At 53.8% G+C, this 26,510-nt stretch carries 25 protein-coding genes; 20 read left to right on the forward strand and 5 right to left on the reverse strand.

Features of this window, described 5'->3' with window-relative positions:
* The first annotated feature begins 4 nt into the window (after nucleotides 1-4).
* From WMO26_RS01100 to WMO26_RS01120, 5 genes are all read left to right on the forward strand, one after another.
* The gene (locus WMO26_RS01100) at nucleotides 5-1,192 is read left to right on the forward strand and encodes a sigma-70 family RNA polymerase sigma factor (RefSeq protein ID WP_270441399.1); all 1,188 of its coding nucleotides are present in this window, start codon (nucleotides 5-7) and stop codon (nucleotides 1,190-1,192) included.
* Nucleotides 1,193-1,269: 77 nt separating this feature from the next.
* Nucleotides 1,270-2,037: an ABC transporter ATP-binding protein gene (locus WMO26_RS01105; RefSeq protein ID WP_270441397.1), complete on the forward strand. Its 768-nt coding sequence runs from the start codon at nucleotides 1,270-1,272 to the stop codon at nucleotides 2,035-2,037.
* Complete coding sequence (locus WMO26_RS01110) at nucleotides 2,027-4,099, forward strand: FtsX-like permease family protein (protein ID WP_085531198.1); 2,073 nt, start codon at nucleotides 2,027-2,029, stop codon at nucleotides 4,097-4,099. The genes WMO26_RS01105 and WMO26_RS01110 overlap by 11 nt, the downstream gene beginning before the upstream one ends.
* A 19-nt stretch (nucleotides 4,100-4,118) precedes the next feature.
* Nucleotides 4,119-4,796, forward strand: a complete 678-nt coding sequence (locus WMO26_RS01115; protein WP_085531196.1) for a response regulator transcription factor — start codon at nucleotides 4,119-4,121, stop codon at nucleotides 4,794-4,796.
* A complete protein-coding gene (locus WMO26_RS01120; RefSeq protein WP_085531194.1) occupies nucleotides 4,793-5,818 on the forward strand; it encodes a sensor histidine kinase in 1,026 nt (341 codons plus the stop codon). Before WMO26_RS01115 ends, WMO26_RS01120 begins: the two co-directional genes overlap by 4 nt.
* A 49-nt stretch (nucleotides 5,819-5,867) precedes the next feature.
* Here the strand turns inward: WMO26_RS01120 and WMO26_RS01125 are convergent, their stop codons facing one another.
* The 3 genes from WMO26_RS01125 to WMO26_RS01135 form a co-directional block, all read right to left on the reverse strand.
* Entirely contained in the window at nucleotides 5,868-6,116 is a 249-nt protein-coding gene (locus tag WMO26_RS01125; RefSeq protein WP_085531192.1) for a DUF6061 family protein, read from the reverse strand.
* Between the two features lie 96 nt (nucleotides 6,117-6,212).
* Nucleotides 6,213-6,572 carry a macro domain-containing protein gene (locus WMO26_RS01130; RefSeq protein ID WP_349217685.1) on the reverse strand — a complete coding sequence of 120 codons (360 nt, stop codon included), beginning with the start codon at nucleotides 6,570-6,572 and terminating at the stop codon, nucleotides 6,213-6,215.
* A 171-nt stretch (nucleotides 6,573-6,743) separates the two neighbouring features.
* The gene (locus WMO26_RS01135) at nucleotides 6,744-7,535 is read right to left on the reverse strand and encodes a hypothetical protein (RefSeq protein ID WP_349217686.1); all 792 of its coding nucleotides are present in this window, start codon (nucleotides 7,533-7,535) and stop codon (nucleotides 6,744-6,746) included.
* Nucleotides 7,536-7,744: 209 nt separating this feature from the next.
* On the opposite strand from WMO26_RS01135, the gene WMO26_RS01140 reads away from it, so the two are divergent.
* The 7 genes from WMO26_RS01140 to WMO26_RS01170 all read left to right on the forward strand — a co-directional run bounded on the left by WMO26_RS01140 (nucleotide 7,745) and on the right by WMO26_RS01170 (nucleotide 15,043).
* The gene (locus tag WMO26_RS01140; protein WP_349217687.1) at nucleotides 7,745-8,575 is read left to right on the forward strand and encodes a ClpP family protease; all 831 of its coding nucleotides are present in this window, start codon (nucleotides 7,745-7,747) and stop codon (nucleotides 8,573-8,575) included.
* Nucleotides 8,569-8,802: a YlzJ-like family protein gene (locus tag WMO26_RS01145; protein ID WP_349217688.1), complete on the forward strand. Its 234-nt coding sequence runs from the start codon at nucleotides 8,569-8,571 to the stop codon at nucleotides 8,800-8,802. The genes WMO26_RS01140 and WMO26_RS01145 overlap by 7 nt, the downstream gene beginning before the upstream one ends.
* 101 nt (nucleotides 8,803-8,903) lie before the next feature.
* On the forward strand, nucleotides 8,904-11,459 hold the full coding sequence (locus WMO26_RS01150) for an FtsK/SpoIIIE family DNA translocase (RefSeq protein WP_349217689.1): 2,556 nt from the start codon (nucleotides 8,904-8,906) through the stop codon (nucleotides 11,457-11,459).
* A 17-nt stretch (nucleotides 11,460-11,476) separates the two neighbouring features.
* The gene (locus tag WMO26_RS01155) at nucleotides 11,477-13,354 is read left to right on the forward strand and encodes a YgiQ family radical SAM protein (protein WP_349217690.1); all 1,878 of its coding nucleotides are present in this window, start codon (nucleotides 11,477-11,479) and stop codon (nucleotides 13,352-13,354) included.
* Nucleotides 13,317-14,222, forward strand: a complete 906-nt coding sequence (locus tag WMO26_RS01160; RefSeq protein WP_349217691.1) for a ComEC/Rec2 family competence protein — start codon at nucleotides 13,317-13,319, stop codon at nucleotides 14,220-14,222. Before WMO26_RS01155 ends, WMO26_RS01160 begins: the two co-directional genes overlap by 38 nt.
* A 12-nt stretch (nucleotides 14,223-14,234) precedes the next feature.
* Nucleotides 14,235-14,444: a DUF3006 domain-containing protein gene (locus WMO26_RS01165; protein ID WP_349217692.1), complete on the forward strand. Its 210-nt coding sequence runs from the start codon at nucleotides 14,235-14,237 to the stop codon at nucleotides 14,442-14,444.
* A 20-nt stretch (nucleotides 14,445-14,464) separates the two neighbouring features.
* Entirely contained in the window at nucleotides 14,465-15,043 is a 579-nt protein-coding gene (locus WMO26_RS01170) for a prepilin-type N-terminal cleavage/methylation domain-containing protein (RefSeq protein WP_349217693.1), read from the forward strand.
* Nucleotides 15,044-15,249: 206 nt separating this feature from the next.
* On the opposite strand, the gene WMO26_RS01175 is transcribed toward WMO26_RS01170, so the two are convergent.
* Both WMO26_RS01175 and WMO26_RS01180 read right to left on the reverse strand, forming a co-directional pair.
* Entirely contained in the window at nucleotides 15,250-15,819 is a 570-nt protein-coding gene (locus WMO26_RS01175; protein WP_349217694.1) for a manganese efflux pump MntP, read from the reverse strand.
* Between the two features lie 241 nt (nucleotides 15,820-16,060).
* Nucleotides 16,061-18,133, reverse strand: coding sequence for an RNA degradosome polyphosphate kinase (locus tag WMO26_RS01180; RefSeq protein WP_349217695.1), 2,073 nt, complete (start codon nucleotides 18,131-18,133; stop codon nucleotides 16,061-16,063).
* A 200-nt stretch (nucleotides 18,134-18,333) separates the two neighbouring features.
* On the opposite strand from WMO26_RS01180, the gene ispF reads away from it, so the two are divergent.
* The 8 genes from ispF to ilvC all read left to right on the forward strand — a co-directional run bounded on the left by ispF (nucleotide 18,334) and on the right by ilvC (nucleotide 26,489).
* Nucleotides 18,334-18,831 carry a 2-C-methyl-D-erythritol 2,4-cyclodiphosphate synthase gene (gene ispF / locus WMO26_RS01185; RefSeq protein ID WP_349217696.1) on the forward strand — a complete coding sequence of 166 codons (498 nt, stop codon included), beginning with the start codon at nucleotides 18,334-18,336 and terminating at the stop codon, nucleotides 18,829-18,831.
* Nucleotides 18,832-18,945: 114 nt separating this feature from the next.
* A complete protein-coding gene (locus WMO26_RS01190) occupies nucleotides 18,946-19,173 on the forward strand; it encodes a putative Se/S carrier protein (protein ID WP_349217697.1) in 228 nt (75 codons plus the stop codon).
* Nucleotides 19,170-20,351 carry an aminotransferase class V-fold PLP-dependent enzyme gene (locus tag WMO26_RS01195; RefSeq protein ID WP_349217698.1) on the forward strand — a complete coding sequence of 394 codons (1,182 nt, stop codon included), beginning with the start codon at nucleotides 19,170-19,172 and terminating at the stop codon, nucleotides 20,349-20,351. The genes WMO26_RS01190 and WMO26_RS01195 overlap by 4 nt, the downstream gene beginning before the upstream one ends.
* A gap of 142 nt (nucleotides 20,352-20,493) precedes the next feature.
* The gene (gene cdaA / locus WMO26_RS01200) at nucleotides 20,494-21,360 is read left to right on the forward strand and encodes a diadenylate cyclase CdaA (RefSeq protein WP_349217699.1); all 867 of its coding nucleotides are present in this window, start codon (nucleotides 20,494-20,496) and stop codon (nucleotides 21,358-21,360) included.
* On the forward strand, nucleotides 21,357-22,703 hold the full coding sequence (locus tag WMO26_RS01205; protein ID WP_349217700.1) for a CdaR family protein: 1,347 nt from the start codon (nucleotides 21,357-21,359) through the stop codon (nucleotides 22,701-22,703). Before cdaA ends, WMO26_RS01205 begins: the two co-directional genes overlap by 4 nt.
* 501 nt (nucleotides 22,704-23,204) lie before the next feature.
* The gene (gene ilvB, locus WMO26_RS01210; RefSeq protein ID WP_349217886.1) at nucleotides 23,205-24,866 is read left to right on the forward strand and encodes a biosynthetic-type acetolactate synthase large subunit; all 1,662 of its coding nucleotides are present in this window, start codon (nucleotides 23,205-23,207) and stop codon (nucleotides 24,864-24,866) included.
* A gap of 61 nt (nucleotides 24,867-24,927) precedes the next feature.
* Nucleotides 24,928-25,434 (forward strand): acetolactate synthase small subunit, encoded by a 507-nt coding sequence (ilvN, locus tag WMO26_RS01215; RefSeq protein ID WP_349217701.1) that lies wholly within the window; start codon nucleotides 24,928-24,930, stop codon nucleotides 25,432-25,434.
* A 59-nt stretch (nucleotides 25,435-25,493) separates the two neighbouring features.
* Complete coding sequence (gene ilvC / locus WMO26_RS01220; RefSeq protein WP_349217702.1) at nucleotides 25,494-26,489, forward strand: ketol-acid reductoisomerase; 996 nt, start codon at nucleotides 25,494-25,496, stop codon at nucleotides 26,487-26,489.
* Nucleotides 26,490-26,510 lie beyond the last annotated feature (21 nt).

The following is a 26,510-nucleotide window of genomic DNA, read 5'->3' on the forward strand; positions in this document are numbered from 1 at the left end:
CGCTATGCTGAATGATTTTACATGGAATATGACTGGATACATACCGAAACATCATGTCAATCCGCACGGTGACGGCATCATTCCCTATGTGGCAGAGCGCATCTTCCAACTGGAACCGGAGCCTCCAGCGGTGGGCAATCTGAACGAATATATCCTGTCTGCCTTGCAGGAAAAGAATTTGCTATATTTCTCATTCTTCCTGCACCACTACGAGCCGCAGCTTAACAAGCGCATTAAAGACTTTCTCGGTGTGGATGGCGGCGATCTGTACGACACAGACCGATTTATAGATATAAAGCTCTCCTGCCGGGAGCAAATGCTCCAAAAGCTGATGGACTATGACCTTGCCAAGGGTGCAGAGTATGCTACATACATTTTCCCGTTCATCCGGGATGCTATGCTCCGTTTTCGCATGGGCGAAGAAAAATGGTCGGTATCCTCTCTGACTAATTACAAAATGATACGCTCAATGGCGTGGCTGTATCATAACACCAAGGATGCGGTCAACGAGTTTTCCAAGAAATACAACTGTGATCTTGCTCTTGCCGAAGACTATCTGAAAGTTGTGCGAGGTATCCGCAATCAGCAGCCATTCTATGTGACAGACGAGAACGGCGAGGAAACAGGCGAGGATGTAGCCCTTGACGATAGCTGGAACTATACCGATATCCTCTGGAACGGCATACAGGCAGAAAAGGTGCAGCGGGCATTTGAGAAACTGAATTACCGGGAACAGACCTTGCTCGAAAAACGGTTAGCAATTTGCATGACCTGTGGGCGAGTTGGCTCATGGAAGAACCGCCCCACTTTTGAAGAATTGGCGATTATGTTTGAGGGCAGCACTGCCAGCGGTGCAGAGCGAGCCTACCGGAAAGCGGCGGACAAACTGACAGAACTGCTGGTTGCCGAAGGTGCGCTCCATGCTGTCCGGCTGAAACAGAAATCCAAAACCAAGCGCAAAAAGAAAAGCGCCGCCGCAATCTACGAATACCAAGCAGACTGCGACGGCGAATGGGGCGAAGTTTCAGTTGATTTTGAGAACGGCACAGCAGAGATTATCCGACTTGCTGATTGGGATACAATTAAAACGAACTGGTTTGCCAAGGAGTCGATCCGGTGTATTTTATCATTGTCGCCTGATGCTCTTACAAAATATATGCTCGTCCCCCTTGAGCCGCCACTTATATCCTGAATCCTTACAACCACTGTAAGTGGTATTTGCTGTGTTCCCATGCTATCATTTTATTACAAATGATAGGAGGTATTCACATGAAACCCATTTTGAATATTGAAAATTTAACAAAAATCTATGGCAATGTGCCAAGTCAAACAAAGGCACTGAATGGGATCACCTTTCAGGTCATGCCGGGAGAGTTTCTTGGCATTATGGGAAGCAGTGGTTCTGGTAAATCCACACTGCTCAATTGTATTGCGACTGTGATTCAACCCACAGGTGGAAGCATTCAGGTGGAGGGCGTTAATCTGCAAGCACTCAAGGGAAGGACTCTTGCAGATTACCGTGGAAAAAAAGTTGGTTATCTATTTCAGAATTTTGAGCTACTGGATAATCTGACCGGACGTGAAAATATACTGCTTCCAACTTCTCTGCATGGGGTATCCGAAGCAGAAAGCAGCCAGCGGCTGAAGCAGTTGGCTGACTATCTGGAAATCACTGATGTTCTGAATAAGTTTCCGTCCAAGATGTCCGGCGGCCAGCGTCAGCGTGTTGCGGCAGCAAGGGCTCTGATCTTACATCCCCAAATGATCCTTGCCGATGAACCGACGGGTGCGCTGGATTCTAAGAACGCAAGAAGTCTTATGGAGAAGCTGTCCGGCCTGAATCGTGACGAACAAGCTACGATCCTGATGGTAACCCATGATTCCAATGCCGCCAGCTTCTGTAAGCGCATCCTGTTCATCCAGGATGGCGTGATCTTTCATGAGCTTCGGCGTGGAGACGAAAGCCAGCAGGAGTTCTACGGGCGCATCCTGAAGGTGATGGCTCAACTGGGAGGGGGTAGCGCAAATGTTCTCTAATCTGATTTTTCGAAACAGTCGCCGCAGCCGAAAGGAAAACGGTCTGTTTTTCAGCTCCCTGGTGATTTCTATTATTGCCTTTTATATGATTCTTTCCATCTCCACACAGGATGTAATGATTTTTTTGCAGAAAATGGAGAGCGACGCAGTGAACAGGCTCTTGCTTCTGATTCCTGTGTTTTACGGAATGACCCTGGGTATTCTTTTCTTTTTGATTTACTTCGCCTGCAAGTATCAATTTGAGCGCAGACGCCACGAGTTTGGTGTCTATCTGATGTTGGGAATGCGCAGAAGCAAACTGTTCTGGATGCTTCTGGCGGAAGATTTCCTGACCAGTATTCTTGCCATGCTCATAGGCTTACCTGTGGCTGTGGTGCTTTCAGAAATTGTCAGTCTTGTCACCGCCAAGCTGGTAGGCATGGGGATCATCGGTCATCAGTTTTCTTTATCCTGGTCTGCGATTGAATGGACGCTGGCAGGATTTCTGGCAATTAAGCTGACGGCACTTCTGATTTTGAGTGGACGAATCAGCCGCCAGGAGATCGGTACTTTGCTATCCCAGCCAACGAACCGCCCCAAAAAGCAAATGCCATCTGTTATCTATGGACTGGCTGCTATATGCGGAAGTGTGATGTTGGCAGTGGCTTACTACATGGCGATTCAGGGAATTGCATGGACAAAGGTAAGTATGATGGGACTGACTTTGCTGTTGGGCATAGTTGGTACGATGCTGCTTTTCTATGGGATGCGTGCGCTGATTGCTTTGATTGTTAAGAAAGGAAAAGGAAATAAGCAGCTTCATGTATTTACCTTCCGGCAGATTCAGGAGAATGTCATTCATCAGTCAAACTCCATGGCCATCAGCTCCCTGCTGATTCTGGCGGCGCTGTGTTGTTTTGGTGCGGGCGTAGGAATTGCAGGAACGAATAACCTGTCTTCTGGCCATGTAATCGACTATACTTTTGAAGATCATACTGCAGAAGACTCATCGCAGGTTCTTCCGAATATAAAGGCAGTCCTGAAAGAAAACAGTTTGGAAAATCAATTTTCAGAGCTTTTTGAAATGAGGGTTGGGCGTATTCGCACCACAGAAGATTATGATAATGCCTACAGCATGGACGCTGTTATGGACTCTCTTCGGAGCCTGCCCCAGTCGGAAGACCGGGATGTCCTTCTGAACAATCTTGGTTATGCCACATACCCATATTTGATTTGTTTATCGGACTATAATCGTTTGTTGGAATTGTCCGGCAAGCCTGTCATTAAATTAAGTGAGGATGAAGCCGCTGTTTATATAGGTTCCGACTTTACTACTGTAAATCGTACCGCAATGCTGAACGACATACTTACTGAACAGCCTGAAACGGAACTGGTTGGCAGTCCGATTTATCTTACTGGAGAGGTTCAGTCTGTAAATTTGATTACGGATCGTTCTATTACTTTGTCCTTTGCATTGATTCTTCCAGATGAAGCCTTCCTCTATCATACCCAAGGAATGTATGATACGTATGTGAATGCGGTACTCAGTGAGCAGGCTATGGAAGGAAATAGCCTTATGACTGCCTATTCCGATCTGAACGAGAAGCTGGACAAAATAGGTATCGAATATGAAAGCTATCTTCAGAATATGGGCCGCCAGCTTTTCTACACCATAGCATCCAGTTATATTACCCTCTATCTTGCGATTGTTTTCTTGGTAGTTGCCAACACCATCGTGGGTGTTCAGTTCCTGATGAGTCAGCAGAAAACCGGGCGCAGATACCAGACTCTGATCCGCCTGGGAGCTACTTACGAAACCCTTTGCCAGTCTGCTGGAAAGCAAATTACCTGGTTTATGGGACTTCCTGTATTGGTTGCAGCTGTCAGCAGTCTGTTTGGAGTCAGGGCGTTATTTACAGGGATACTCTCGTCCCGAACCCGTGGGACAGTGGCTGAAATGATGTTTGTATCTGCTGCTATGATTTTGCTGCTTTGCGTGATAGAATATATTTATATGAGAGTGGTCAAGCACTCCAGTGATCGGTATTTGCTGACACTGATGCAGCCGCAGAGAGAAGAATAATTTGGAAGGAGGTGCTGTCGTGAAAAGAATTGCTGTTGTGGAAGATGAAGTCTATATGCGGGAAGAACTCTGCAATATGCTCCAAAAGGACGGGTATCTTGTGGAGGCAATCACCGAGTTTGAAGATGCCGCTCGGCTCTTGGCAGCCCTCCGTCCTGACCTCGTGATCTTAGACCTGAATTTACCAGAAATCAGTGGCTTTCAAATCTGCCAGGAGTTAAAGAATAAAACCGCTATCCCCATCCTGGTGCTGACTTCCAGAGATCAGGTAAAGGATGAACTGCAAGCGTTCCAGTTGGGTGCAGATGAATATTTGACGAAGCCGTGCAGAAAAGACCGACTTCTCGCCAGGGTATCCAATATTCTCAAAAGGTATGAAGGTCGTACCAACCTCATAGAGGGATTGGACTTCTTGTTGGACCAGCAGACCTACACACTTTATATTCATAACACCTCTGTGGTGCTTCCAAAAAATCAGGGAAAACTGTTGGTTGCTCTTTTGGCAAGTGGTGATGCACTGGTTACAACGGAGCAGCTTTGCATGGCACTGTGGGGAACTACGGAATACATAGATGAAAATGCCTTGCAGGTTAACCTGACCCGGTTGAAAAAAACGATGTCCGCCCTTGAAATGAAGCAGCGAATCGTTGCAGTTCGAGGAATGGGCTACCGTTTGGAAGCGGAGGTGTCTCTATGAAGCAGCTTTGGCACATGATAGAACGGTACTACCCCTGGCTTCTGTTGCTGCTGGGCGTGGATTGCTTTTGCGCTGTCATTCTTTGGATTTCTGACATTCAGGCATTTCAAACCTTGATCGGGTTAGTAGTTCTGACGAGCATCCTTTTGTTTTCAGCGATTCTGTTTGTACTAAACAAGAGGGAGAACACCCACATGGAACTGTTCCGGGATTTCCTCAGTGATCCTACCATCTGCAATGAAGAACGGCTGCTCAGTGCCATTAGTCAGAAAGAAGGAGAATCTGTCCGATTTTTGGCTTCGGTTTTACGGGAATACAAAAACGAGAGTAACAATATGGCGGATGCCCTACGGGACTATGAAGAATACGTGGAGGGCTGGGCACATGAAGCGAAAACGCCCCTATCGTTGCTGACCATGCTCTTGGATAACCGGAACGATGAAATCTCTCCTTCCCTGCAAGCAAAGCTGGATTATGTCCGCAGTCAGCTTCAGGAGGATGTCACGCAGATGCTGTACTATGCCCGGTTGAAGAGCAGTACAAAGGATTACCGATTTGAGGATGTCAATTTGAATGACTGCTTGGGTGAAGTTCTGGAGGACTATGCCCCACTTCTTGAAGAGAAGCAGTTTGTCATTCTCAACAAACTGCAATCTGAAACAGTCTATACAGACCGTAGAGGACTTCAGTTTATGTTGGGACAGATCGTTAGCAATGCCATCAAATATAGCAGCGATAGTCCCATGCTTACGATTTCCATGATACATTCGGAGACCGCAGATATCCTTTCTGTTGAAGATAACGGCATTGGCGTAAAAAAATATGATCTGCCGTACATTTTTCAAAAGGGCTTTACCGGGGATTCTACTGACAGCAGAAAGAAGGCTACCGGTATGGGACTTTACCTGGTTAAGAAGATGGCCGACGATCTAAATCTTCATCTGGAAGCTACTTCCCAGTGGGGAAAGGGCTTCAAGATTGTCATCTTCTTTCCTAAATTGAGATCCAACGGAGGGAAATAATATAAACAGAAAAACGCCCGCAGGATTTTCTCCTGCGGGCAGCGTGTTGTCAGCTATCCAAAGGCTTGTATTCTGTTACAGTTTTCAGATAGGTTTCGGGATCGCCATTCAATATCAAGTCAGCATATGCTATCGGGTCATTGTAGATCAAATAATCCAACTCTGACCGCTGATACATATTGTCTGCAATCTCGTTCTCAACAGCGATAGTGTCAATCGCAATCATTCTGCCGTCCCTGAATTTCAGTTCCACACAGCAATTATCCATAGTGTAAGCACAAGATATTAAGGTTTTCATGGTATGTCCTCCATAATTCGAAATATAAAGCGAAAATCCCGTCTGACTTCCTGTTAGAAATCAGACGGGATTTGTCCGTATGCACCCCGGAAACCGTCAGCTAACAGTTGATAAGTAAATTAGTTCCTTATCACTGTTAAGCCAAGAATTGGCGGCGTTTACAATGGCGTCCGCCTGCAGGGTGGTAATGTCCCCCTGCCACAGGTAGATGCCGTTCTCAATGGGAGAGAGGGAGGAGAGGGAAATCCCTCCTTTTTTCGCCCGTTCCTCTGTGAGATAGGCGTCCTGCACTTCCAGGAACTCTTTCGTAACCGGCTTTGGAGGACGCACGTTCATCAGAGAACGAAGCAGCCGCTTTTGCTCCTCCTGAGAGGATGGAAGCCGGACGCCTTCATAGACGGGGTCTTCTTGGGTCAGTTCGGTAAGAAGGAAATGCAGCCGCTCGGTCTGCGTCATTGCGTTCTCCTTTCTGTTGCCCGAGGCGGGCAGACATACCCTCCTCGAAAGCCCTCTGCCTTGGTAAGCAGAGGGCTTTCGAGGCTATTCAACAGCGATATCAGCCGCCATTTTCCAATCCTTGTCTTACAGCGATCGTTTCTTTGCCTGCAAAGAAATGGCTTTCCGGCGTCAGGCGAAGAAGAAATTCGCCGTCATATCCAGATAATTCTCGCCGCTGTAAGCGGGGCACTGCTTTTTGACTTCTGCCTTAAACGAATCCGCATCCGCGCACGCAGCTGCAATTTGTTTGAGGTTTGTAAGGTAATCAATCTTGGTTTTCGCGTCCTTTAAATCCTCCGGCGTATAATGCGAGGTCAGGATCAGGTCATATCCCTTTTCGATATAGTCCCAAAGCTGCGCGATGATCCCGTCGGCGTGACCGGCGTTTGCCACGATGGAATGGCAGTCGTGGCCGAGCATATGGGTGTAGACGGCGTTGAGCTCCGGGATTTCTACGTCAAAGGCGTCCGCGGTGGGGGTAATGATGAAATCCATGCTGCCAATGGCAATCTTACCCGCGCCAATTACGTTGGTGATGGTATGAACACTGCAGTCGAAGCCATCGCCGAACACATTGGCGAAATTGTCGATCAGGGCCTTGCCGCCTCCATTTCGCGCATACTCCACCGCGTTTTGCGTGGCGTATTTGGGTACATCCGGCAAAAACGTGGCGCCCGCGCCGTGATAAGCCACCAGCATCCCCTCGACCTTCCAGTCCTTCAGATACGTTTGAAGCTCTTTGTTGTTGTCAAAAAAGCAGGGGGACTCGAGCACCACCGCTTTCCCGTTTTTCTCGAAGATGAAAACTTCATTGTCTATCGGGTCGTTGGTTTGGTAGGCATGCAGCCGGACGGCGTCGAAGTCGTAAATATGCATTTCGCCTTTTTCAAGCGTTTTGGTTTGGAATGTGTTCTTGTTCATTGCTTTGCCCTCCCAGGATATTCTTAAAACTGCGCAACGGCCGTTCTGAGCAGCTCCTGCCTTCATTATAGGCGGCCTGCCTTTCTCTGTGAAGTACGCACTTTTTTGTGCTTTGGTTACTTTTAAGTGACCGGCTACCGCGTTTTTTCTGCGCATAGTCTCCACAGCTGCGGTAACACTAAAAGGAGTCTAAAAAAGGGGAGAAAACCATGTCAAAAAAGAAGAAAAACAGTATGCAGAACAAACAAAAAGGAGAAGACCTGCTCGAGCAGAACGCCGATGACAATGATACCCAGGAGAGCGCCGACGATACCCAGGATAACGGCGATAATCAAAACAATGAAAACAACGAGGATACGTCCACCCCTACCCAGGATCAGCAGCAGCAGATCATCAAGATGGGTTCCATCACCACCGCCAAGGGCAAGCACGTCATCCACTGCCTGACGGTGGTAGGCCAGATCGAGGGGCATTATATCCTCCCGCCGCAGAACAAAACCACCAAATACGAACACGTGATCCCTCAGCTGGTGGCCATTGAGGAAGCGCCGGAGATCGAGGGACTGCTCATTCTCTTAAACACAGTGGGCGGCGACATTGAGGCGGGACTTGCCATCGCGGAGCTGATCGCAGGAATGAAAAAGCCTACCGTTTCCCTGGTGTTGGGCGGCGGACATTCCATCGGCGTGCCGCTGGCCGTATCCGCCCGCAAAAGCTTCATCGCCTCCTCGGCTACCATGACCATCCATCCGGTGCGTATGAACGGACTGGTGCTGGGCGTTCCCCAGACGTTCTCCTACTTTGATAAAATGCAGGACCGAATCATCCGTTTTGTCACAGAAAACAGCCGCATCGACGCCGATCGCTTCAAGCAGCTGATGATGACAAGCGGCGAGCTTGTCATGGACGTGGGCACGGTGCTCGATGGGGAACAGGCGGTAGCGGAAGGGCTCATCGACGAGCTCGGTTCCCTTTCCGACGCGCTTGCCTGCCTCTATGATATGATTGAGAAGAAGGACGGGGAGGAAGTCCCATGCTGATGTACACCTGTGTACCGCCCGAAATGATAATGGGCTTGCAGGACGAGGCGGAATATGAGATAATAAAAATCAATCATGGCTGTGTCAAAGCGGCGAAAACGCCCGACGGCTTGGTGGTTTCTTCCTTGCAGTCCACCGACCCGATGGATTATCTCAATCCGTCTTTTACGCCGGGGTCTTCCATTGCGCAGCCGCAAAAGCAGCAGGGGATGCAGGCCTTTTTCTGAGAGGTGTTCTTTGCTTGTCTGACCGGATGTGCGCCGCTTCGCCGAAAAGGCGTGGTATTCTTGCGGACGGACAAGATTTTTAGTAATTGAGGTGGCGTAACATGGCGGCAGCAAAGAAAAGAAAGACAACTGGCCCGGCAAAAAAGCGTCCGGGCACGCAGAAGGGGAGGACCACCGCTTCTTCCGCAAAAACGGCCAAGGAGGCCGGGCGGAAGAAAAAGCAGATTTGGGCGGTCGTCCTGTTTGCGGTCGCCCTGTTGCTTTTGGCGGTGGTGTTGATTCCGGGTCCGGCCTTGTGGGCGTGGATTCGGGGTCTGGTGTTCGGCTTGTTTGGGTCGAGCGCGTATTTGTGGCCGGTGATTTTAGTGTATATTGCGGTCATCTGCGCGCTGGACCGGCCGGTGCATTCGGTGGGCGCGAAGGTATGGCAGGCCTTCGCGCTGGTCATTCTTGCCTGCAGCGCCATACATATCTTTACCCACGAAACGGGAATTCCCAGCTTCGGCGGGTACTTTGAGGAGCTGGGAACCCTCTATGCAAACGGTGCGACCACCTTTGGCGGCGGAATTTTCGGCGGCCTTTTGGGAATGCCGTTTATTTCCCTGGTGGGGTATATCGGTGCGCGGATTATCGTTTGCCTGCTGCTCTTCGTTTTTCTGATGCTGGTGACGGGAACGGAGCTTTTGGCGCTGTTTCGCGCCGTCTGGAAGCCGGTGGAGAAGGTGGAGAAGAACGCCGGGGAACGCATTAAGAACCGTGCTCAGAAAAAGGGCGGCAGACCCCGGTTTAACCTGGACGTGCCCATCGACGGCAAGGAGGATGAGCCTCTGCCCGCCCATCCGGTGATGGCCGAAGAAGAGGAACTCAAGCAGCCGTCCAAACTAAAAAAGCTTCTGGACCTGGTAAAGGACGACAAAGCGCTGACCGAGGCGGCGAAGGAACCGCAGACCGCTTCTCCGGTACAAGCGCCGCCTCCCGCCTCAGTGGATGCGGCCGGGTCGGAAGAAAGCGTAAACATCGACGATTTGATTCAAAAGGCCGTGCGCACCCAGGAGCAAAAGAGCGCGCCGGTCCCGTCTCCCGTGCCTGTGCCCGCCCAGAAGCCGGTACCCTTTTCGCCGGCGGGCGAAACGGCGGTCTTGGCGGCTTACCGGTATCCGCCCCTGTCCCTTTTTGACGAGACGGCCCCGGGCGGGGCGAGAGGCAATATGCAGGCGGAACTGCGGGCAAACGCGGACAAGCTTGTAAACGTTTTGCGCTCCTTCGGCGTGGAAACGCGGGTGGTGGGCATCAGCCCCGGGCCCGCGGTTACCCGGTATGAATTGCAGCCGTCGGCCGGGGTGAAGATCAGCAAGATCACGAACTTGGCCGACGACATTGCGCTGAACATGGCCTCCGCCGGGGTGCGCATCGAAGCGCCTATCCCCAACAAGGCGGCGGTGGGCATCGAGATTCCCAACCGCAACGTAAATGTGGTGCACATGCGCGACCTGATCGCCTCCACGGCCTTCCAGACGGCGAAAAGCCGGCTGACGGTGGCTTTGGGGCGGGATATCGCCGGCAACGCCGCCTTTGCGGACCTGGCTAGGATGCCCCACCTGCTGATTGCCGGCGCTACCGGGTCGGGCAAATCGGTGTGCATCAATTCGATTGTGCTAAGCCTTCTCTATAAAGCATCTCCCAACGAGGTGCGCCTTCTGATGGTGGACCCGAAGGTGGTGGAGCTGGGCGTGTATAACGGCATTCCTCACCTGGTGGCCCCGGTTGTCACCGACCCGCGTAAGGCGGCGGGAGCGCTGGGCTGGGCGGTCACGGAAATGCTCGACCGGTATAAGCTCTTTGCCCAGACCAATGTGCGCGACATCACCGCCTATAACCTGATGGCGGCGGAGCACGACGATGTGGCGCCTCTTCCGCAGATCGTCATCATCATCGACGAGCTTGCCGACCTGATGATGGTCGCGCCCAACGAGGTGGAGGATTCCATCTGCCGTCTGGCCCAGATGGCCCGCGCGGCGGGGATGCACCTGGTCATCGCCACCCAGCGTCCGTCGGTGGACGTCATTACCGGCATCATCAAGGCGAACATTCCCAGCCGTATCGCCTTTGCAGTGTCCTCCCAGGTGGATTCGCGTACCATTCTCGACGCGGGCGGCGCGGAAAAGCTCTTGGGCCGGGGCGACATGCTCTTTAACCCGGTGGGCGCCAATAAGCCCACCCGTATCCAGGGCTGCTTTGTCAGCGACCGGGAGGTGGAACGGGTGGTGGAATACGTCAAGGCGGATCAGCAAAACGAATACGACCAAAAGGTCATCGAGGAAATCGACCGGCAGGCCGCCAAGGAGAAAAACAGCGGCGGCGGCGGGAATGACTTTGACGATGGGGACGCGGATTCCGCCCTCATCCGCCAGGCCATCGAGTGCGTGGTGGAGGCGGGCATGGCGTCCACCTCGCTCCTTCAGCGCCGGCTGCGCCTTGGGTATGCGAGAGCCGGGCGGATCATCGACGAACTGGAAGCCCGCGGGGTAGTGGGCCCTCACGAAGGAAGCAAGCCTCGCCAGGTGCTGCTCACCCGGCAGCAGTGGCTGGAAATGAATATGAATGAGCCGGACGGAACGCCGGATCTGCCAAAGCCGCCAGCGTCCGGGCAGGAATAGAAGACACGGAGGATTTCATGCCTTTTTTACCCATCAGCAAGCAAGAAATACAAGCCCTGGGATGGGACGAGCCGGATTTTGTGTATGTCACCGGCGACGCCTATGTGGACCATCCCAGCTTCGGCGTGGCGATTTTGTCCCGTATGCTGGAAGCCCAGGGGTACCGAGTGGCGATTTTGTCCCAGCCGGACTGGCACACCTGTAAGGATTTTACCCGGTTCGGCCGCCCAAAGCTGGGATTTCTCGTCACTTCCGGGAACATTGATTCCATGGTGGCCCATTACACGGCCGCTAAGCGAACCAGAAGCGACGATCTTTATTCCCCGGGAGGACGGGCGGGAAAACGTCCCGACCGGGCGGTCATCGTCTATTGTCAGAAAATCCGGGAAGCCTATGGAGATGTCCCTATTTTGATCGGGGGGCTGGAAGCGTCTCTGCGCCGTTTCGCCCATTACGACTATTGGGACGACCGGGTCCGCCCGTCCATTTTGCTCGACTGCGGGGCGGACCTTCTCATGTACGGCATGGGGGAACGCTCCATGACCGAGATCGCCCGGCGGCTAAAGGCCGGGGAACCGGTTGCCTCCATCACCGACGTGCGCGGCACCTGCTTTGCGGTTCCCACTTCCCAGTACATACCGCGCCCCGCGAAAGAATGCCCTTCCTTTGAACTGGTGGCTACCAATAAGCGAGAATACGCCGTGGCCGCCCGCATCCAGCAGGATGAGCAGGATGCGGTGCGGGGGAAAACCATCATTCAAAAGCACGGAAAGGTAATTTTGGTGCAAAACCCGCCGTCGCCGCCTCTTGCGCAGGCGGAGCTGGACCGGGTTTACGAGCTGCCCTATGAACGGGCCTATCATCCCATATACGAGTCCCAGGGCGGCGTACCGGCTATAAAAGAGGTGGAGTTTTCCATCACTCACAACCGGGGCTGCTTTGGCGCGTGCAACTTTTGCTCCCTTGCCTTCCACCAAGGCAGGCAGATCACCTGCCGCAGCGAGGAATCGGTGCTGCTAGAGGCAAAAAAGCTGACAAAATCCCCCAGGTTTAAGGGGTATATCCATGACGTGGGCGGACCGACCGCCAATTTCCGCCTGCCCTCCTGCAAAAAGCAGAAGGAGCTGGGGCTTTGCAAAGGGAAAAAATGTTTGGCGCCCACGCCGTGCAAGCAGCTTCAGGTGGACCACAGCGAATACCTGCAGCTGCTTCGCAAGCTGCGGGCCTTGCCGGGGGTCAAACGGGTCTTCATCCGTTCGGGCATCCGGTATGATTATCTCATCGAAGATCCGGACGAGCGCTTTTTTAAAGAGCTGGTGACCTACCACGTGTCCGGGCAGCTGAAGGTGGCGCCAGAGCATTGCGCGGCAAACGTGCTCGACCAGATGGGCAAGCCACACATCGAACAGTACCGGCGGTTTTCCAAGCGGTTTTACGAGCTGACAAAGAGCGTCGGGAAGGAGCAGTACCTAGTTCCCTACCTGATGTCTTCCCACCCGGGGAGTACCCTCAAGGATGCGGTGGAGTTGGCGGTGTTTCTCAAAAAAGAGGGCGTGCGCCCCGAGCAGGTGCAGGACTTTTATCCAACCCCCGGCACCATTTCCACCGCCATGTTTTACACCGGGCTCGACCCCTATACCATGAAGGACGTATACGTTCCCCGTTCGCCTAGGGAAAAGGCCATGCAACGGGCACTGCTGCAGTCCTTTAAGCCGGAGAACCGGGCGCTGGTACTCGAAGCGCTGAAGAAAGCAGGCCGGAGCGACCTGATCGGGTTTGGCCCCGGATGCCTCATCCGTCCGGATCAAACGGTGACTGCGGGCAAAAAGACCGAAAAAACAGGAGGAAAAAGAGGCTATGGCGCCAGAAAACCACAGAAAAAGCGCAAGAGGTAAATGGTACCTGTCCGCCGGGGCAATCCTGGTGGTTTTGGTGCTGGCCATCAGCTTTGGCGGCAAGCTGGGGCTGAGCGTCCCCAGCTGGAACGAGGTGTTCGGCGCGTTCGGCCTGGGACCAGAACCTCAGACCACTGTTACCGATGGAGAGCTTCTGGTTCACTATATCGACGTCGGGCAGGGAGACTCTATTCTCATTCAGTGCAATGGGAAAAATATGCTCATCGACGCGGGGACTTCCCAAGCGGCCGGAAAGGTGGTAGACTATCTGCAAAGCCAAGGGGTTGAGACCCTCGACTATGTAATTGCCACCCATCCCCACGCCGACCACATCGGCGGCATGGCGGACGTGATCGAAACCTTTGGTGTCGGTACCTTCCTGATGCCGCAGCTTCCAGACAGCCAGGTTCCCACCACGAAAACCTACGAACGGATGCTCGACGCGCTGGAGGCCAAAGGGATCAAAGCCACGGCCGCGAAGACGGGAGGAAAATATCGGTTGGGTGAGGCGGTGCTGGAAATCCTGTCCCCGGATAAGGACAGCAGCTTTGACGACCTGAATAACTGGTCGGTGGTAGCGGCGCTCGATTATGGAAGCACTTCCTTTTTGTTCACTGGGGACGCGGAAGAGCCGGTGGAAGAAGCTTTGCTGCAAAAGGGGTTCCAGCTCAAGGCGGATGTTCTCAAGTTTGGCCATCATGGGAGCCGGACCTCTTCCACCGAGGCGTTTCTGGAAAAGGTCAATCCCCATGCCGAAACCTTGGAAAAAGCTCAGGCGCGTGGGATGAAGGTATACCGCACCGACCTGGAGGGAACCATCGTCGTCAAAAGTGACGGAAGCGGCTATTCGGTGAAAACGGAGAAATAAGGAGGCGTTGCTATGATTGTGGATCGGTTGGAAGAAGGCTTTGCCGTCTGTGAAAAAGAGGACGGCAGCTTTGTCAATATCCCCTTGGAACAGATTGCCGGGGCCGTCCGGGAAGGGGACCTTCTCGTTTCTTTCGAACAGGGCGGATACCGAGTGGACGAAGCGGCTACCAAAGCCCGCAGGGAAAAAATGAGCAAACGCCAGCGTTCCATCTTTGAATAAAGCAGGACAAGAGGTGCGGTATGCGCATATTATCGTTTTGTTATAAAAAGAGAAACCAACGGGGATTTACCTTGGTAGAGCTGGTCATCGTCATTGCGGTGCTCGCAATTTTGGCGGCCATTGCGATTCCGGTGGTTTCCGCCATCCTCTCCAACGCCAGGCACGCCGCCCTTCTCACCGATGCCAGAAGTATTTACGAGCAGGTGGCCATCGATATTGAACGCAACAACAAAGAGGAAAGCGCTTTGTGCTATTACCTGGCCCGGCCCAGCGCCAACTTTAGTAAGGCGCTCATCGACGGAACCGGACGGATGGCCTGTCGGATTAACTACTACCACGGCCAGCAGCTAAAACTAGGCGACGCCAACGGCAACGGCGCGGCCCATGTCGATCTTGCCAAACAGCAGATCAACGATTTCTTCGGCGGCGATTACAATTACGGATACCGGGTGTATGTCGCCAAAAACGATGACGGGACCTATCAGGTGGTATGCGTAGGGGTCTATGGGCGAAAAATCGAAGAATCTAACTGGAGCGAAGCGTTCAAGCCGGACGTTTGTTTTCCGGAGGGTTCTTATGAGAAATACATACAGAAATAAAATGGAAAAGGCCCGCAAACAGATCTGTTTGCGGGCCTTTTCGGCAATATGAAGTAAAACAGTTATGCCTCCGATTATCATGCGCGTTTGTCCGTCCGGTTTTCTTCACACGCGGCAGGCGTTTTTATAGACGCGTGCGCAGCCTTCCTTTGCGAAGGAAGCGGCCGGCAACAGACAAAAGCGGGGAAACACCCCGCTTTTATTTGTTATCCAAGCAGCCCTTCGATCAGAATTTTCAGGCCGATCAAAATCAGGATCACGCCGCCGAATACCTCGGCTTTGCGCTGAAAGAGGGTTCCGAACTTTTTGCCGACGTAAGCCGCCGGCAGGCAGATGACAAAGGTGATCAGGCCGATGAGACCGGCCGCCTGCCAGATGTTCGTGTTTAGAAGCGCGAAGCTTACTCCCACCGCCAGCGCGTCAATGCTGGTAGCGACGGAAAGGACCAGCAGCATACGCAGCCGCAACGGTCCCCGCTGACATGCCTCCCGGTCCACCTCTTTTTCCTTGAGGGTTTCGTAGATCATTTTGCCGCCGATAAAGGCCAGAAGGATGAAAGCAACCCAGTGGTCGATACCGGCGATTTTATCGCTGAAGGTGATGCCGGCAAAGTACCCGATGACCGGCATGAGCGCCTGGAAAATGCCGAAACTCAGCGCCATTTTCAGCGCGTCGCGAAACCGCAGATAACGGGTGCACATACCGTTCGTAATGGATACGGCAAACGCGTCCATCGACAGTCCCACCGCCGTAATCAGAATGCTGAGGATGTTCATAGGACCTTCCTTGCTCCAGCGGCCGGAATTAAAAGGATTCCCCGCCTTTCCGCCGCCACTGGAAACGAGAAAGGCCATAAAAGTCGCAAAGCAGAAACCGTGTCTTTACGCGGGTGCTTTTGGTCCCGGTTTTTTCAGCAGAAAAAAAGAATAATTCCCTTGTATCACGCGTAGTACGCGGCAGAAACATTCTGCCGCGTACTACGGTTCTGGAATCATATATATGAACGGCTTCGCTCAATCATTCGTCGTACGTTTCTTCTCCAGCGTACCGGCGAAGCAGGATTTCCTGTGCATTTAAGAGAGTATCCGCCGTGTCTGCCAGGGAATGGTAGGAGCCGTCCTCGTACATCACCGAGGTCTGGGCGGTGTCCGTCCAATAAAGCTTCATTTCGTCGAGAATCCGCGCGGCAATGGCCGGATCCTCCACCGGGAAGAGCAGCTCCACCCGCCGGTCCATGTTGCGGGGCATCATGTCGGCGCTGGAGAGGTAAAGCTCCGTCTGCCCGTCGCAGTCGAAATAATACACCCGGCTGTGCTCCAGGAAGCGCCCTACGATGGAGTGTACCTCAATGTTTTCGCTGACTCCTTCCAGGTCCGGGCGCAGACAGCAGATTCCCCGTACCAGCAATCGGATCTTCACCCCTGCGCAGGAGGCACGGTACAGGCGCTCGATGAGCTCGGTATCCACCAGGGAGTTCATTTTAATGAAGATTTCCGCCCGCTTGCCTTCTTTCGCGCAGTCGGCGGCTTTGTCGACCAAATTCGTCAGATAGGGGCGCAGCTGAGTGGGGGCGGAAATGAGCTTTTTCATGGCAAAGGGCACTGAATACCCCGTGAGGGTATTGAAAAAAGAGGTAGCATCCTGCCCGATCTGCTCGTCGCAGGTAAAAAGGCCATAATCGGTATAGATTTTCGCGGTCACGTCGTTGTAATTGCCGGTACCTAGGTGCACATACCGTTTGGTGGCTCCATTTTCCCTCCGCACCACCAGGGTGATTTTGCTGTGGGTTTTCAGCCCCGGCAGGCCGTAGATCACATGGCATCCCGCTTTTTCTAAAGTAAGGCCCCACTGGATGTTGTTCTCCTCGTCAAAGCGCGCTTTAACCTCCAGCAGCACCGTCACCTGCTTGCCGGCCTCCGCCGCCTTTGCCAAAGCGGAGACCACCGGGGAATGGCCGCTGACCCGGTAGAGCGTCTGCTTAATGGCCAAAACCTGGGGATCGGCCGCGGCGTATTCAAGAAGCTTGACCACCGGTTCAAAGGACTGGTAAGGATGATGAAGAAGAATGTCCCGTTCCTTTACCAGTTCAAAGGGGTCCAAATCCTCTCCGAACTGCACGCTGGTTCCCTGTACCAAAGGGTGGTAGCGCAGCGTCTCGTAGCCGGGTGTGTTGTAGAGCTCTTTCATCAGGAAGTCCAGGTTCAAGGGGCCGTTGATGAAATAGATCTCGTCCTTGCTGACTTCCAGCTCCTTTTTGAGCACGGAGAGCAGCCGGTCGTCCACGTTGTAATCGGTTTCCAGGCGGATGACTGAGCCCCATTTGCGCATGCGCAGGGAGCGTTTGATCTCCGCCAGCAGGTCTTCCGCTTCCTCCTCATCAAAGGTCAGGTCCGCGTTGCGGGTGATGCGGTAGGGGTTGCAGGCAATGATTTTGCGTCCGTCGAACAGCTGCCCGATGTGCATGGCGATGACGTCTTCCAGCAGGACGAAATCCTTTCCCTCGCCGTCGGAGCCGGAGATGTCAATGAGGCGGGGGAGCACCGAGGGCACCTGTACGGTGGCGAAGACCGGTTCGTCGTCCTTTCCTTCCAACAGCAGGCCGATGTTGAGGCTTTTGCTTAAAATAAGAGGAAAGGGACGGGAGGAATCCACCGCCATGGGAGTGAGAACCGGGAAAATTTCCGTCTCAAAATAACGGGAGAGCTTCTCCACCTGGCCTTCCTCCAGCTCGCTGGGATGGAGAAACCGGATGTCGTTGCGGGAAAGCTCGGGCAGGATGCTGTTTCGATAGATGCCGTACATTTCATCCATCAGGATATGGGTGCGCCGGGAGATCAGGGAAAGCTGCTTTTTGGGAGTGAGCCCCGCCGCGTCCAGCTTTTTATAACCAGCATGGAGCTGGTCGCGCACCGATGCGACCCGGATCATAAAGAACTCGTCCAGGTTCGTCGAGGTAATGGACAAAAATTTCATCTGCTCAAAAACGGGGTTTCCCGGGTTTAACGCCTGCATCATCACACGGCTGTTAAACTCCAGCCAGGAAAGCTCCCGGTTGATATAATAAGAGGGATTGCCAAATCGGTCGCCCATCTTTCTTCCTTCCTTCCAATGGGTTTTTCCCCGAAAAACACCTGTGTGGGAAAACGGGAATTACCTTCTTATTATAGGAGAAAACCCGCATAAATTCAACTGAATCTGCCGTCTGGTAATTGTAAAATAATTATATTATAATAGTCTTAGCAGAATACGAAATATCTTGGTGAGACATTCAGAAAGGTGGGGCGGAAATTATGGCATATTCTTTTCGCATTGGGCACGGATACGACGTGCACCGGCTGGTGGAAGGCCGCCGGCTGATTATGGGCGGGGTGGAGATCCCGTTCGAAACCGGCCTTTTGGGCCATTCGGACGCGGATGTGCTGGTTCACGCCGTCTGCGACGCCCTTTTGGGGGCGGCCAAGCTGCGGGACATCGGCGCGTTGTTCCCGGACACCGATCCCCAGTATGAAAATGTGGACAGTATCGACAAGCTCCTTTCCCGCATCGTGGTGCTCTTAAAGGGGCTCGGCTATCAAATCGGCAACATCGACGCTACCGTCATCGCCCAGGCGCCCAAAATGAGCCCTTACATCGACCAGATGTGCCGCAACATCGCCAAGTGCTGCCGGATCGGGGAAGACTGCGTGAGCGTAAAGGCCACCACCGGGGAGGGCCTGGGCTTTTCCGGAAGGGGAGAGGGGATCGCCGCCCACGCCGTCTGCCTGCTCTACCGGGAGGACGAACGGTAAATTTTTGGTGTTTCACTTCACCCGCCTCTTGCATAGGATGGTACTGCGGTACTATCTATTCTTCTGTTTGCCGCACGAAGACTCCGGCGGCAATTCTGATAGAGGTGAGTGAACATGAGTTCCACGAGGATTATGATCAGCTCCGTCACCCATGCCCAGATGGGACGGGATATTTTGATGGAGGAGGGTATTCGCTCGAGTATCGAGCGCACGCCGAAAACAAACGATCCCTACGGCTGCGGCTATAGCCTGAAGGTTCAGGGAGATACCGGCCGTGCAGTGCGCCTGCTTAAGGAGGCCGGCATCCGGGTATTGGGCACTTATGAGGCGGGCGGCTTATGATTTATTTGGATAACGCCGCGACTACCTGGCCCAAACCCCCGGCGGTGCTTGCCGCGGTTGACAATGGAATGCGCCGGCTCGGTTCGAATCCCGGCCGGGGCGGCTATGAAATGAGCCTGCGGTCTTCGGACGCCATCTACGAATGCAGGAAGACGGCGGCAGGCCTGTTCGGCGCGCCCGGACCGGAATGCGTGGTATTTACCCAAAACTGTACCCATGCAATCAACATCGTTTTAAAGGGCATGCTAAAGCCGGGGGACCATGTGGTGGTGTCCAATTTGGAGCACAACGCTGTCATGCGCCCGTTAAACGCCCTGAAGGAAAAGGGGATCACCTACAGCGTAGCAAAGGTGTTCCCGGGAAACGACAAAGCGACAGTCAGCTCCTTTGCCATGGCCGTCAATGTCAATACCAGGCTGATTGTTTGTATCCACGCATCCAATGTATTCGGCACCCTCCTTCCCATTCGGGAGATCGGCGCTTTGGCAAAAAGCCGGGGAATCCTGTTTTTGGTGGATGCCGCCCAGTCGGCGGGGCTTGTGCCCATTGACATGAAGGCCTGCGGCATCGACTTTCTCTGTATGCCCGGCCACAAGGGGCTTTACGGCCCCATGAGTTCGGGTATGCTGCTGACTCCTTATGGAGAGGCACTCGGCACGCTGATGGAAGGCGGTACGGGAAGCAGTTCCTTAGCCATGGAGCAGCCGGACTACATGCCAGAACGGCACGAATCGGGTACCCTGAACACGGCAGCCATCTTCGGCCTTAAGGCGGGGATGGACTTTGTCAAGGGAAAAGGGATCGACCGCATTTACCAGCATGAGCTGGGCCTGATGAGCCGCCTTTATGACCGGCTTTGCCGGATGGACGGTGTGATTTTGTATACGCCGCGGCCGCAGGCAGGGACCTGTGTGCCGGTGCTTTCGTTTAACCTGGAGGGGCTTGACAGCACCGAGGCAGCAGCCATCCTGGGCAAGAGGGGCGTCGCCCTGCGGGCGGGCTATCACTGCGCCCCGGCGGCCCATCAGGCCTATGGAACGCTGGAAACCGGGACCGTGCGTGCAGCGCCCTCCGCTTTCACCCAGCCGGGGGAAATCGACGCGTTTGTAAAAATCGTCGGGCAGGTCATGAAAAATCAGGGAAGCACTATGCAAAACCCACGGGGTATGATAAAATAGAAGTATGGAAATATCCGTGTTTTGCCGCGGTTATCGCCGCGCGAACCCATGTTGAAATGCGCTGCCGCCGTCTAGCCAGTCGGCGGCACTCTTTCATCGGATATCGGAACGAAAAGGACTACGCACGAAGGGAAGAACAAACATGGCGGAATTTTTCAGCACCATTGCCAACAGCTTTGAGATCATGTTCAACACCGTGCATCTCAACGATTTGGCAGACATTGCGATCGTCGCCTTTATTATTTATAACGCCATCAAGCTCGTGCGCGAAACCAGGGCGGAGACGCTGGTAAAGGGAATTCTGATCCTGATCGTCATGGCGGCCCTGGCCAACTATTTTGACCTGAAAACCTTCAAATACATTATGACCAACGTCTTTCAGATCGGGCTTTTGGCGCTATTGATCGTGTTCCAGCCAGAGTTGCGGCGGGTGCTCGAGCAGATGGGGCGTACCCGTATCGGAAAGCTCAACATCCTGAGCTCGTCGGGAGAGGACGATGCAGCAAACATCCGCCACGCCATCAAGGCGGTGTGTGATTCCTGTACCATCCTGCAGCGCCAGCGAATGGGGGCGCTCATTATTTTTGAACGGGAGATCAAGCTCGGGGATATCATCAATTCCGGCACCATTGTGGATGCTTCACCGAGCCCGGAGCTCATTTGCAACGTCTTTTACAACAAGGCGCCGCTTCACGACGGCGCTATGGTCATCCGGGACGGGAAGGTTTACGCGGCCGCCTGTATCCTGCCGCTGTCTCAAAACCGGGAAATCAGCACCGAGCTTGGCACCCGGCACCGGGCGGCGCTGGGTATGAGCGAGAATTCAGACGCCATGGTGGTGGTGGTCTCGGAGGAGACCGGCTCCATTTCCGTGGCGGAAAAAGGCGTATTAAGGCGCAGCATCAGCGTGGATACTCTCAAGGCGGTGCTGGACGCAGCGCTTTTGGACGAGAAAAACGCCGATGGCTCCAAGGACAAGCCATCCTTCTGGAAGGGGAGAAACAAATGAGCAGGGAAAAACAAAAAAAGGCGCCTCGCCCTCCCAAGGAAAAGAAGGTACGCAAGGAGTTCCATCTGCGGGACATTAAGATCGGCCGGCTTTTTTATGACAACCGGTTCGTTCTGATTTTTTCCATCGTCTGTGCCATCGGTCTGTGGTTTTTCATGGTGCTGGTGGTCTATCCAGAGGAAACGCGGACCTTCCGCAACGTCCCTGTGGACGTGGCGTTTACCGATTCCCAGGTCGAGCAGGGCTTCCGGGTTTCCCAGGACAATCCTCCAGTGATCGACGAAATTGTGGTTCAGGGCGGACGGTTCGACATTGCAAAGCTCTCGGTGGACGATATCCAGGTGTCGGTGCGTCCCAGCGACGTCAGCAGCATTGAAAGCGAAGGGGAGCAGACCAAACGGGTGCTGATTACCTATCCCGACGGCATTACCGAGGTACGAAAGTCCTCGGAAACCGTGACCTTCCAGGTGGAAATTCACATTACCCGAGAGTTTACGGTGGAAATCGACGACTCGAACATCACGGCAGCAGACGGGTACAAAAAGGAAAGCCCAGTTTCCGATTATCCGCAGATTTCCGTGACCGGTTCCAGGCAGTTGGTGGACCGCATCAAACGGGTGGTCGCTGTCACGCCGGAGCAGCCAGGCCCCATTTCCTCCGCCACCAAGGTGACGAGCGCCATTCAGCTTCTGGATGCCGATGGAAACCTGATTACCGGCGTGCAGCCCCAGTATACGGAAATGGACGTGACCATCGGGGTGCAGAAGATCAAAAAGGTGCCGTTGACGGTGGAGTTTAAGAACGTGCCGGCGGATTATGAAAACAGTCCGCTCAAATATTCCATTTCTCCCGTCACGGAGATTGAGCTGTATGGCCGGCCAGACGACATCGACAACTTAAATGAATTGGTGGTAGGAACCATTGACTTTAATGAAATCGGTGCCGGATCCCAGTTTGACTTTGACATCGCCGCCGCTTTGGAAAAGCTGTCCGGTATCAAGAACAACAACTCCACCATCGTCTCGGTGACGGTGACCATTGACGGCAGTAGTTTGACCTCACGCAGCTTTAACATCAGCCAGTTTGTGGTGCTCAATGCCCCTGACGGGATGACCATTACGCCCGATGAGCAGCAGCTTGCCAATGTGACGGTTGTGGGTCCCGCAAGCCTGCTGAATACGGCGGAGGAAGGGGACGTGGTTGCGGTCATTGACATGAGAGGAAAGCCCACCGCGGCAGGGAAAGCCACCACTCCGGTCAGCTGGATTCGGGTAAAAGGGAAGGATTCCTGCTGGATTCAGGGAGACGCGGCCGCCTATCCGGTGAGCATTACAGTGCAGTAACTTGCATGACACGCAGGCATTTCCTGCAGATTTCATCCATCTTAAGCGGATTTTCTGTGACGGTTTGATACTTGTAGAACATTTCCTTTCAAAATAGTAAAAAATTCTTCCACCGGCATGGGCACATTTGTGGCTCATGCCCTTTTTTTGTTTTTCTTTTAAAAATGTGGTCAAAAGGTTTGACAGGGGGAGTATCCTGTGCTAAACTAGCAGCAAATAAAGGGACCGGAAGGTCCGATTTGGAGATTGTAGCTATGACGTGGACTTTGTTTGCAAATGTAAATATTGGTATTAGCATTATTTTCCTCGTACTTGTCGTACTGGTAGGGATTAGTGCTTCTTTGCGTTTCACTGCAAACAAAAGACCGGTTCCCGTTCGCGCGGACTAGGACGCGCATTGGAATGGCTACAGGCCCCGCAGTGAAATTTTCACTGCGGGGTTTTTTCATGGATGCAAAAGAAACTGGCAGCGATCAATGAAATGGTAAGGGAATGATGACAATGAAAATGCCGGGCGCACAGATAATCGTGGAAACGCTGATCAGTCAGGGGGTGACCACGGTATTTGGATATCCAGGAGGCCAGGTTCTCAACATTTACGACGAGCTTTATAAGGCAAGCGACCGAATCCGGCACATCATTACAGCCCATGAGCAGGGCGCGGCCCACGCGGCGGACGGATACGCCCGTTCTACAGGCAAGGTCGGGGTAGTGATTGCCACCTCCGGACCGGGCGCGTCCAATCTGGTCACCGGCATCGCCACCGCGTATCTCGACTCCACTCCCATGGTCGCCATTACCGGGAACGTCCCTTTGCCCCTCATCGGGCGGGACAGCTTCCAGGAGGTGGACATTGCCGGAATCACCATGCCGGTCACCAAGCACAATTACATCGTCAAAGATGTAGCCGTTCTGGAGGATACCATCCGCGAAGCCTTCCAGATTGCAAAGTCCGGGCGTCCGGGACCGGTGCTCATCGACGTGCCAAAGGACGTACAGATTGCTCTTTGCGACTATGTGCAGGGAGGAGAGGTTGCGGCGGACCCCTTTCAAAGCCCGGCGGATGAGGAGCTGATACAGGCGGCGAAGATGGTCGCCGCGTCCAAGCGCCCCTTTATCTACAGCGGCGGCGGCATCGTCAGCGCCGACGCCTCCAAAGAGCTCCTTTCCTTTGCCGGCCGGATTGATGCTCCCATCGGTACGAGCATGATGGGGCTTTCCGCCGTTCCAAGCGGCTATCCCGGCTTTCTGGGGATGACGGGAATGCACGGCAGGTACGCGGCCTCCAAAGCCATGGCGGAGGCGGATTTGATCATCGCGGTAGGCACCCGGTTCAGCGACCGGGCCACCGGGAACAAGGACGAATTTGCAAAGAAAGCCCAGGTTCTTCACATCGACATTGATCCGGCCGAAATCGGCAAGAATATCCCGGCCCAAAAGTCCCTCATCGGCAACATCAAGGACATCCTGGCCCGGCTGTGCGCCCTCCTTTCTCCGCAAACCCACGGGGCGTGGAAGGCGCAGGTGGAAACTATGCGGGCTTACGAGAAGGAAAACCAGGAAGTCTTTCTGGGGCTGAGTCCTCAGTACGTCATCCAGGCGGCCAACCGCATTTTAGGAGACGACCTTCTGGTGGCCACCGATGTGGGCCAGCACCAGATGTGGGCGGCTCAGTATTATCCCTTCTCAAGGCCTCGTTCCTTCATTACCTCCGGCGGCCTTGGAACCATGGGCTTCGGCATGGGCGCTGCCATCGGTTCGTGCATCGCCAATGGGGAAAAGCGTACCGTCCTTTTTACCGGTGACGGCAGCTTTCATATGAACTTAAACGAAATGTCCACCGCCGTAGCCAACCGGCTGCCTCTGGTGATTGTGGTGATGAATAACGGCGTGCTCGGTATGGTTCGCCAGTGGCAGACCCTGTTCTACGGCCAGCGGTATTCGAACACCACTTTGGACCGGCAGACCGATTTTGTCAAATTGGCCGAGGCCTTCGGCGCCAAGGGAATCCGGGTAACCAATGAGGAGGAAGTGGACGCCGCTTACCGCGAGGCCATGGAGACGCAGGGGCCGGTACTCATCGACTGCGTCATTCATCCGGACGAAAAGGTGCTTCCGATGATTCCGCCCGGCGGAACCATCGACGACATTATGCTCAAATAATCCGCCCGGCGTGGCAGAAAACACAAAACCTTTACTTTCGCAAAGAAAAGAGGGAAAGGCAATGGAACAGGAACAGTTTGTCTTGAGTGTCATCGTGCAAAACCGGGCCGGCGTACTCACGCGGGTGTCGGGACTCTTTTCCCGGCGGGGGTTTAATATTGATTCCCTTACCGTGGGAGAGACGGAAAATCCGGAGTTTTCCCGCATGACGATTATGGCAACCGGCGACGATTATATCAAGGACCAGATCGTCAAGCAGCTGGGAAAGCTTCACGAAGTCCGCAAAATCCAGCTTATGGAGCCGGAAAACACGGTGACCAGGGAGCTGATGCTCATTAAGGTGGACGCTAGGAACGGGCACCGGGCCGAAATCATGGAGGCGGTTCACGTCTTTCGCGCCAAAGCGGTGGACTTCACGCCCAAATCCATCGGCATTGAAATCACCGGCGAGGCTTCCAAGCTCAACGCATTTGTCGAATACGTCCGGCCCTTCGGCATCATTGAAATGTGCCGTACCGGCGTAACGGCCATCGGGCGGGGTACCTCCTGTCTGGCGACCGGAGAATAACACTTTCATTGGTTCGCAAAGGTTTTCCAAAAATCTATTTGATAAAGGGGAAATTTACTATGGCAACGATGTACTACGAAAAGGATTGCAACCCAGGTGTGCTCAAGGACAAGACGGTGGCGGTTGTCGGCTACGGCAGCCAGGGACACGCCCATGCCCTTAATCTGCACGACAGCGGCGTAAAGGTCATTGTGGGCCTCTACGAGGGTTCCAAGTCCGCCCAGAAGGCCAAGGACGCGGGCCTGACAGTGATGAACACCGCCGACGCGGTAAAGCAGGCCGATATCGTCATGATCCTGGTCAACGACGAAAAGCAGCCGGCTCTTTATGAAAAGGACATCGCCCCTTATCTGCGCGCAGGCATGACTCTGGCCTTTGCCCACGGCTTTAACATCCACTATGGCCAGATCGTTCCTCCTGCCGATGTCAATGTCATCATGGTGGCTCCCAAGGGCCCCGGCCATACCGTTCGCAGCCAGTATCTCGAGGGCAAAGGCGTCCCGGATCTGGTGGCGGTGGAACAGGACGCCACCGGCAATGCGCTCGAAATTGCGCTGGCTTACGCTCAGGGGATCGGCGGCGCGAGAGCAGGCGTTCTGCAGACTACGTTCCGGGAAGAAACCGAAACCGATCTCTTCGGCGAGCAGGCGGTTCTGTGCGGCGGTGTTTCCGCGCTGATGAAGGCGGGCTTCGAGACCCTGGTGGAAGCCGGGTATCAGCCGGAGAATGCTTACTTCGAGTGTGTCCATGAGATGAAGCTGATCATCGACCTGGTGGTGCAGGGCGGTCTTTCCATGATGCGCTATTCCATCAGCGATACGGCGGAGTACGGCGATTACACGGTGGGCAACCGCATCATCACGGAGGAAACCAAAAAGGAAATGAAGAAGGTCCTCACCGAAATCCAGAACGGCACCTTTGCGCGCAACTGGCTGTTGGAAAACAAGGCAAACCGCCCCTACTTCAACGCCACCCGCAGAATGGAAGCCAACCATCCGGTGGAGAAGGTGGGCGCCGAGCTGCGTGAGAAGATGAGCTGGAAGCCGGGCAAATAAAAACGTTTGGTTTTTCTGCTG

This window comes from Solibaculum intestinale (assembly GCF_040096205.1).
In the GTDB taxonomy this organism is placed as follows: domain Bacteria; phylum Bacillota; class Clostridia; order Oscillospirales; family Acutalibacteraceae; genus Solibaculum_A; species Solibaculum_A intestinale.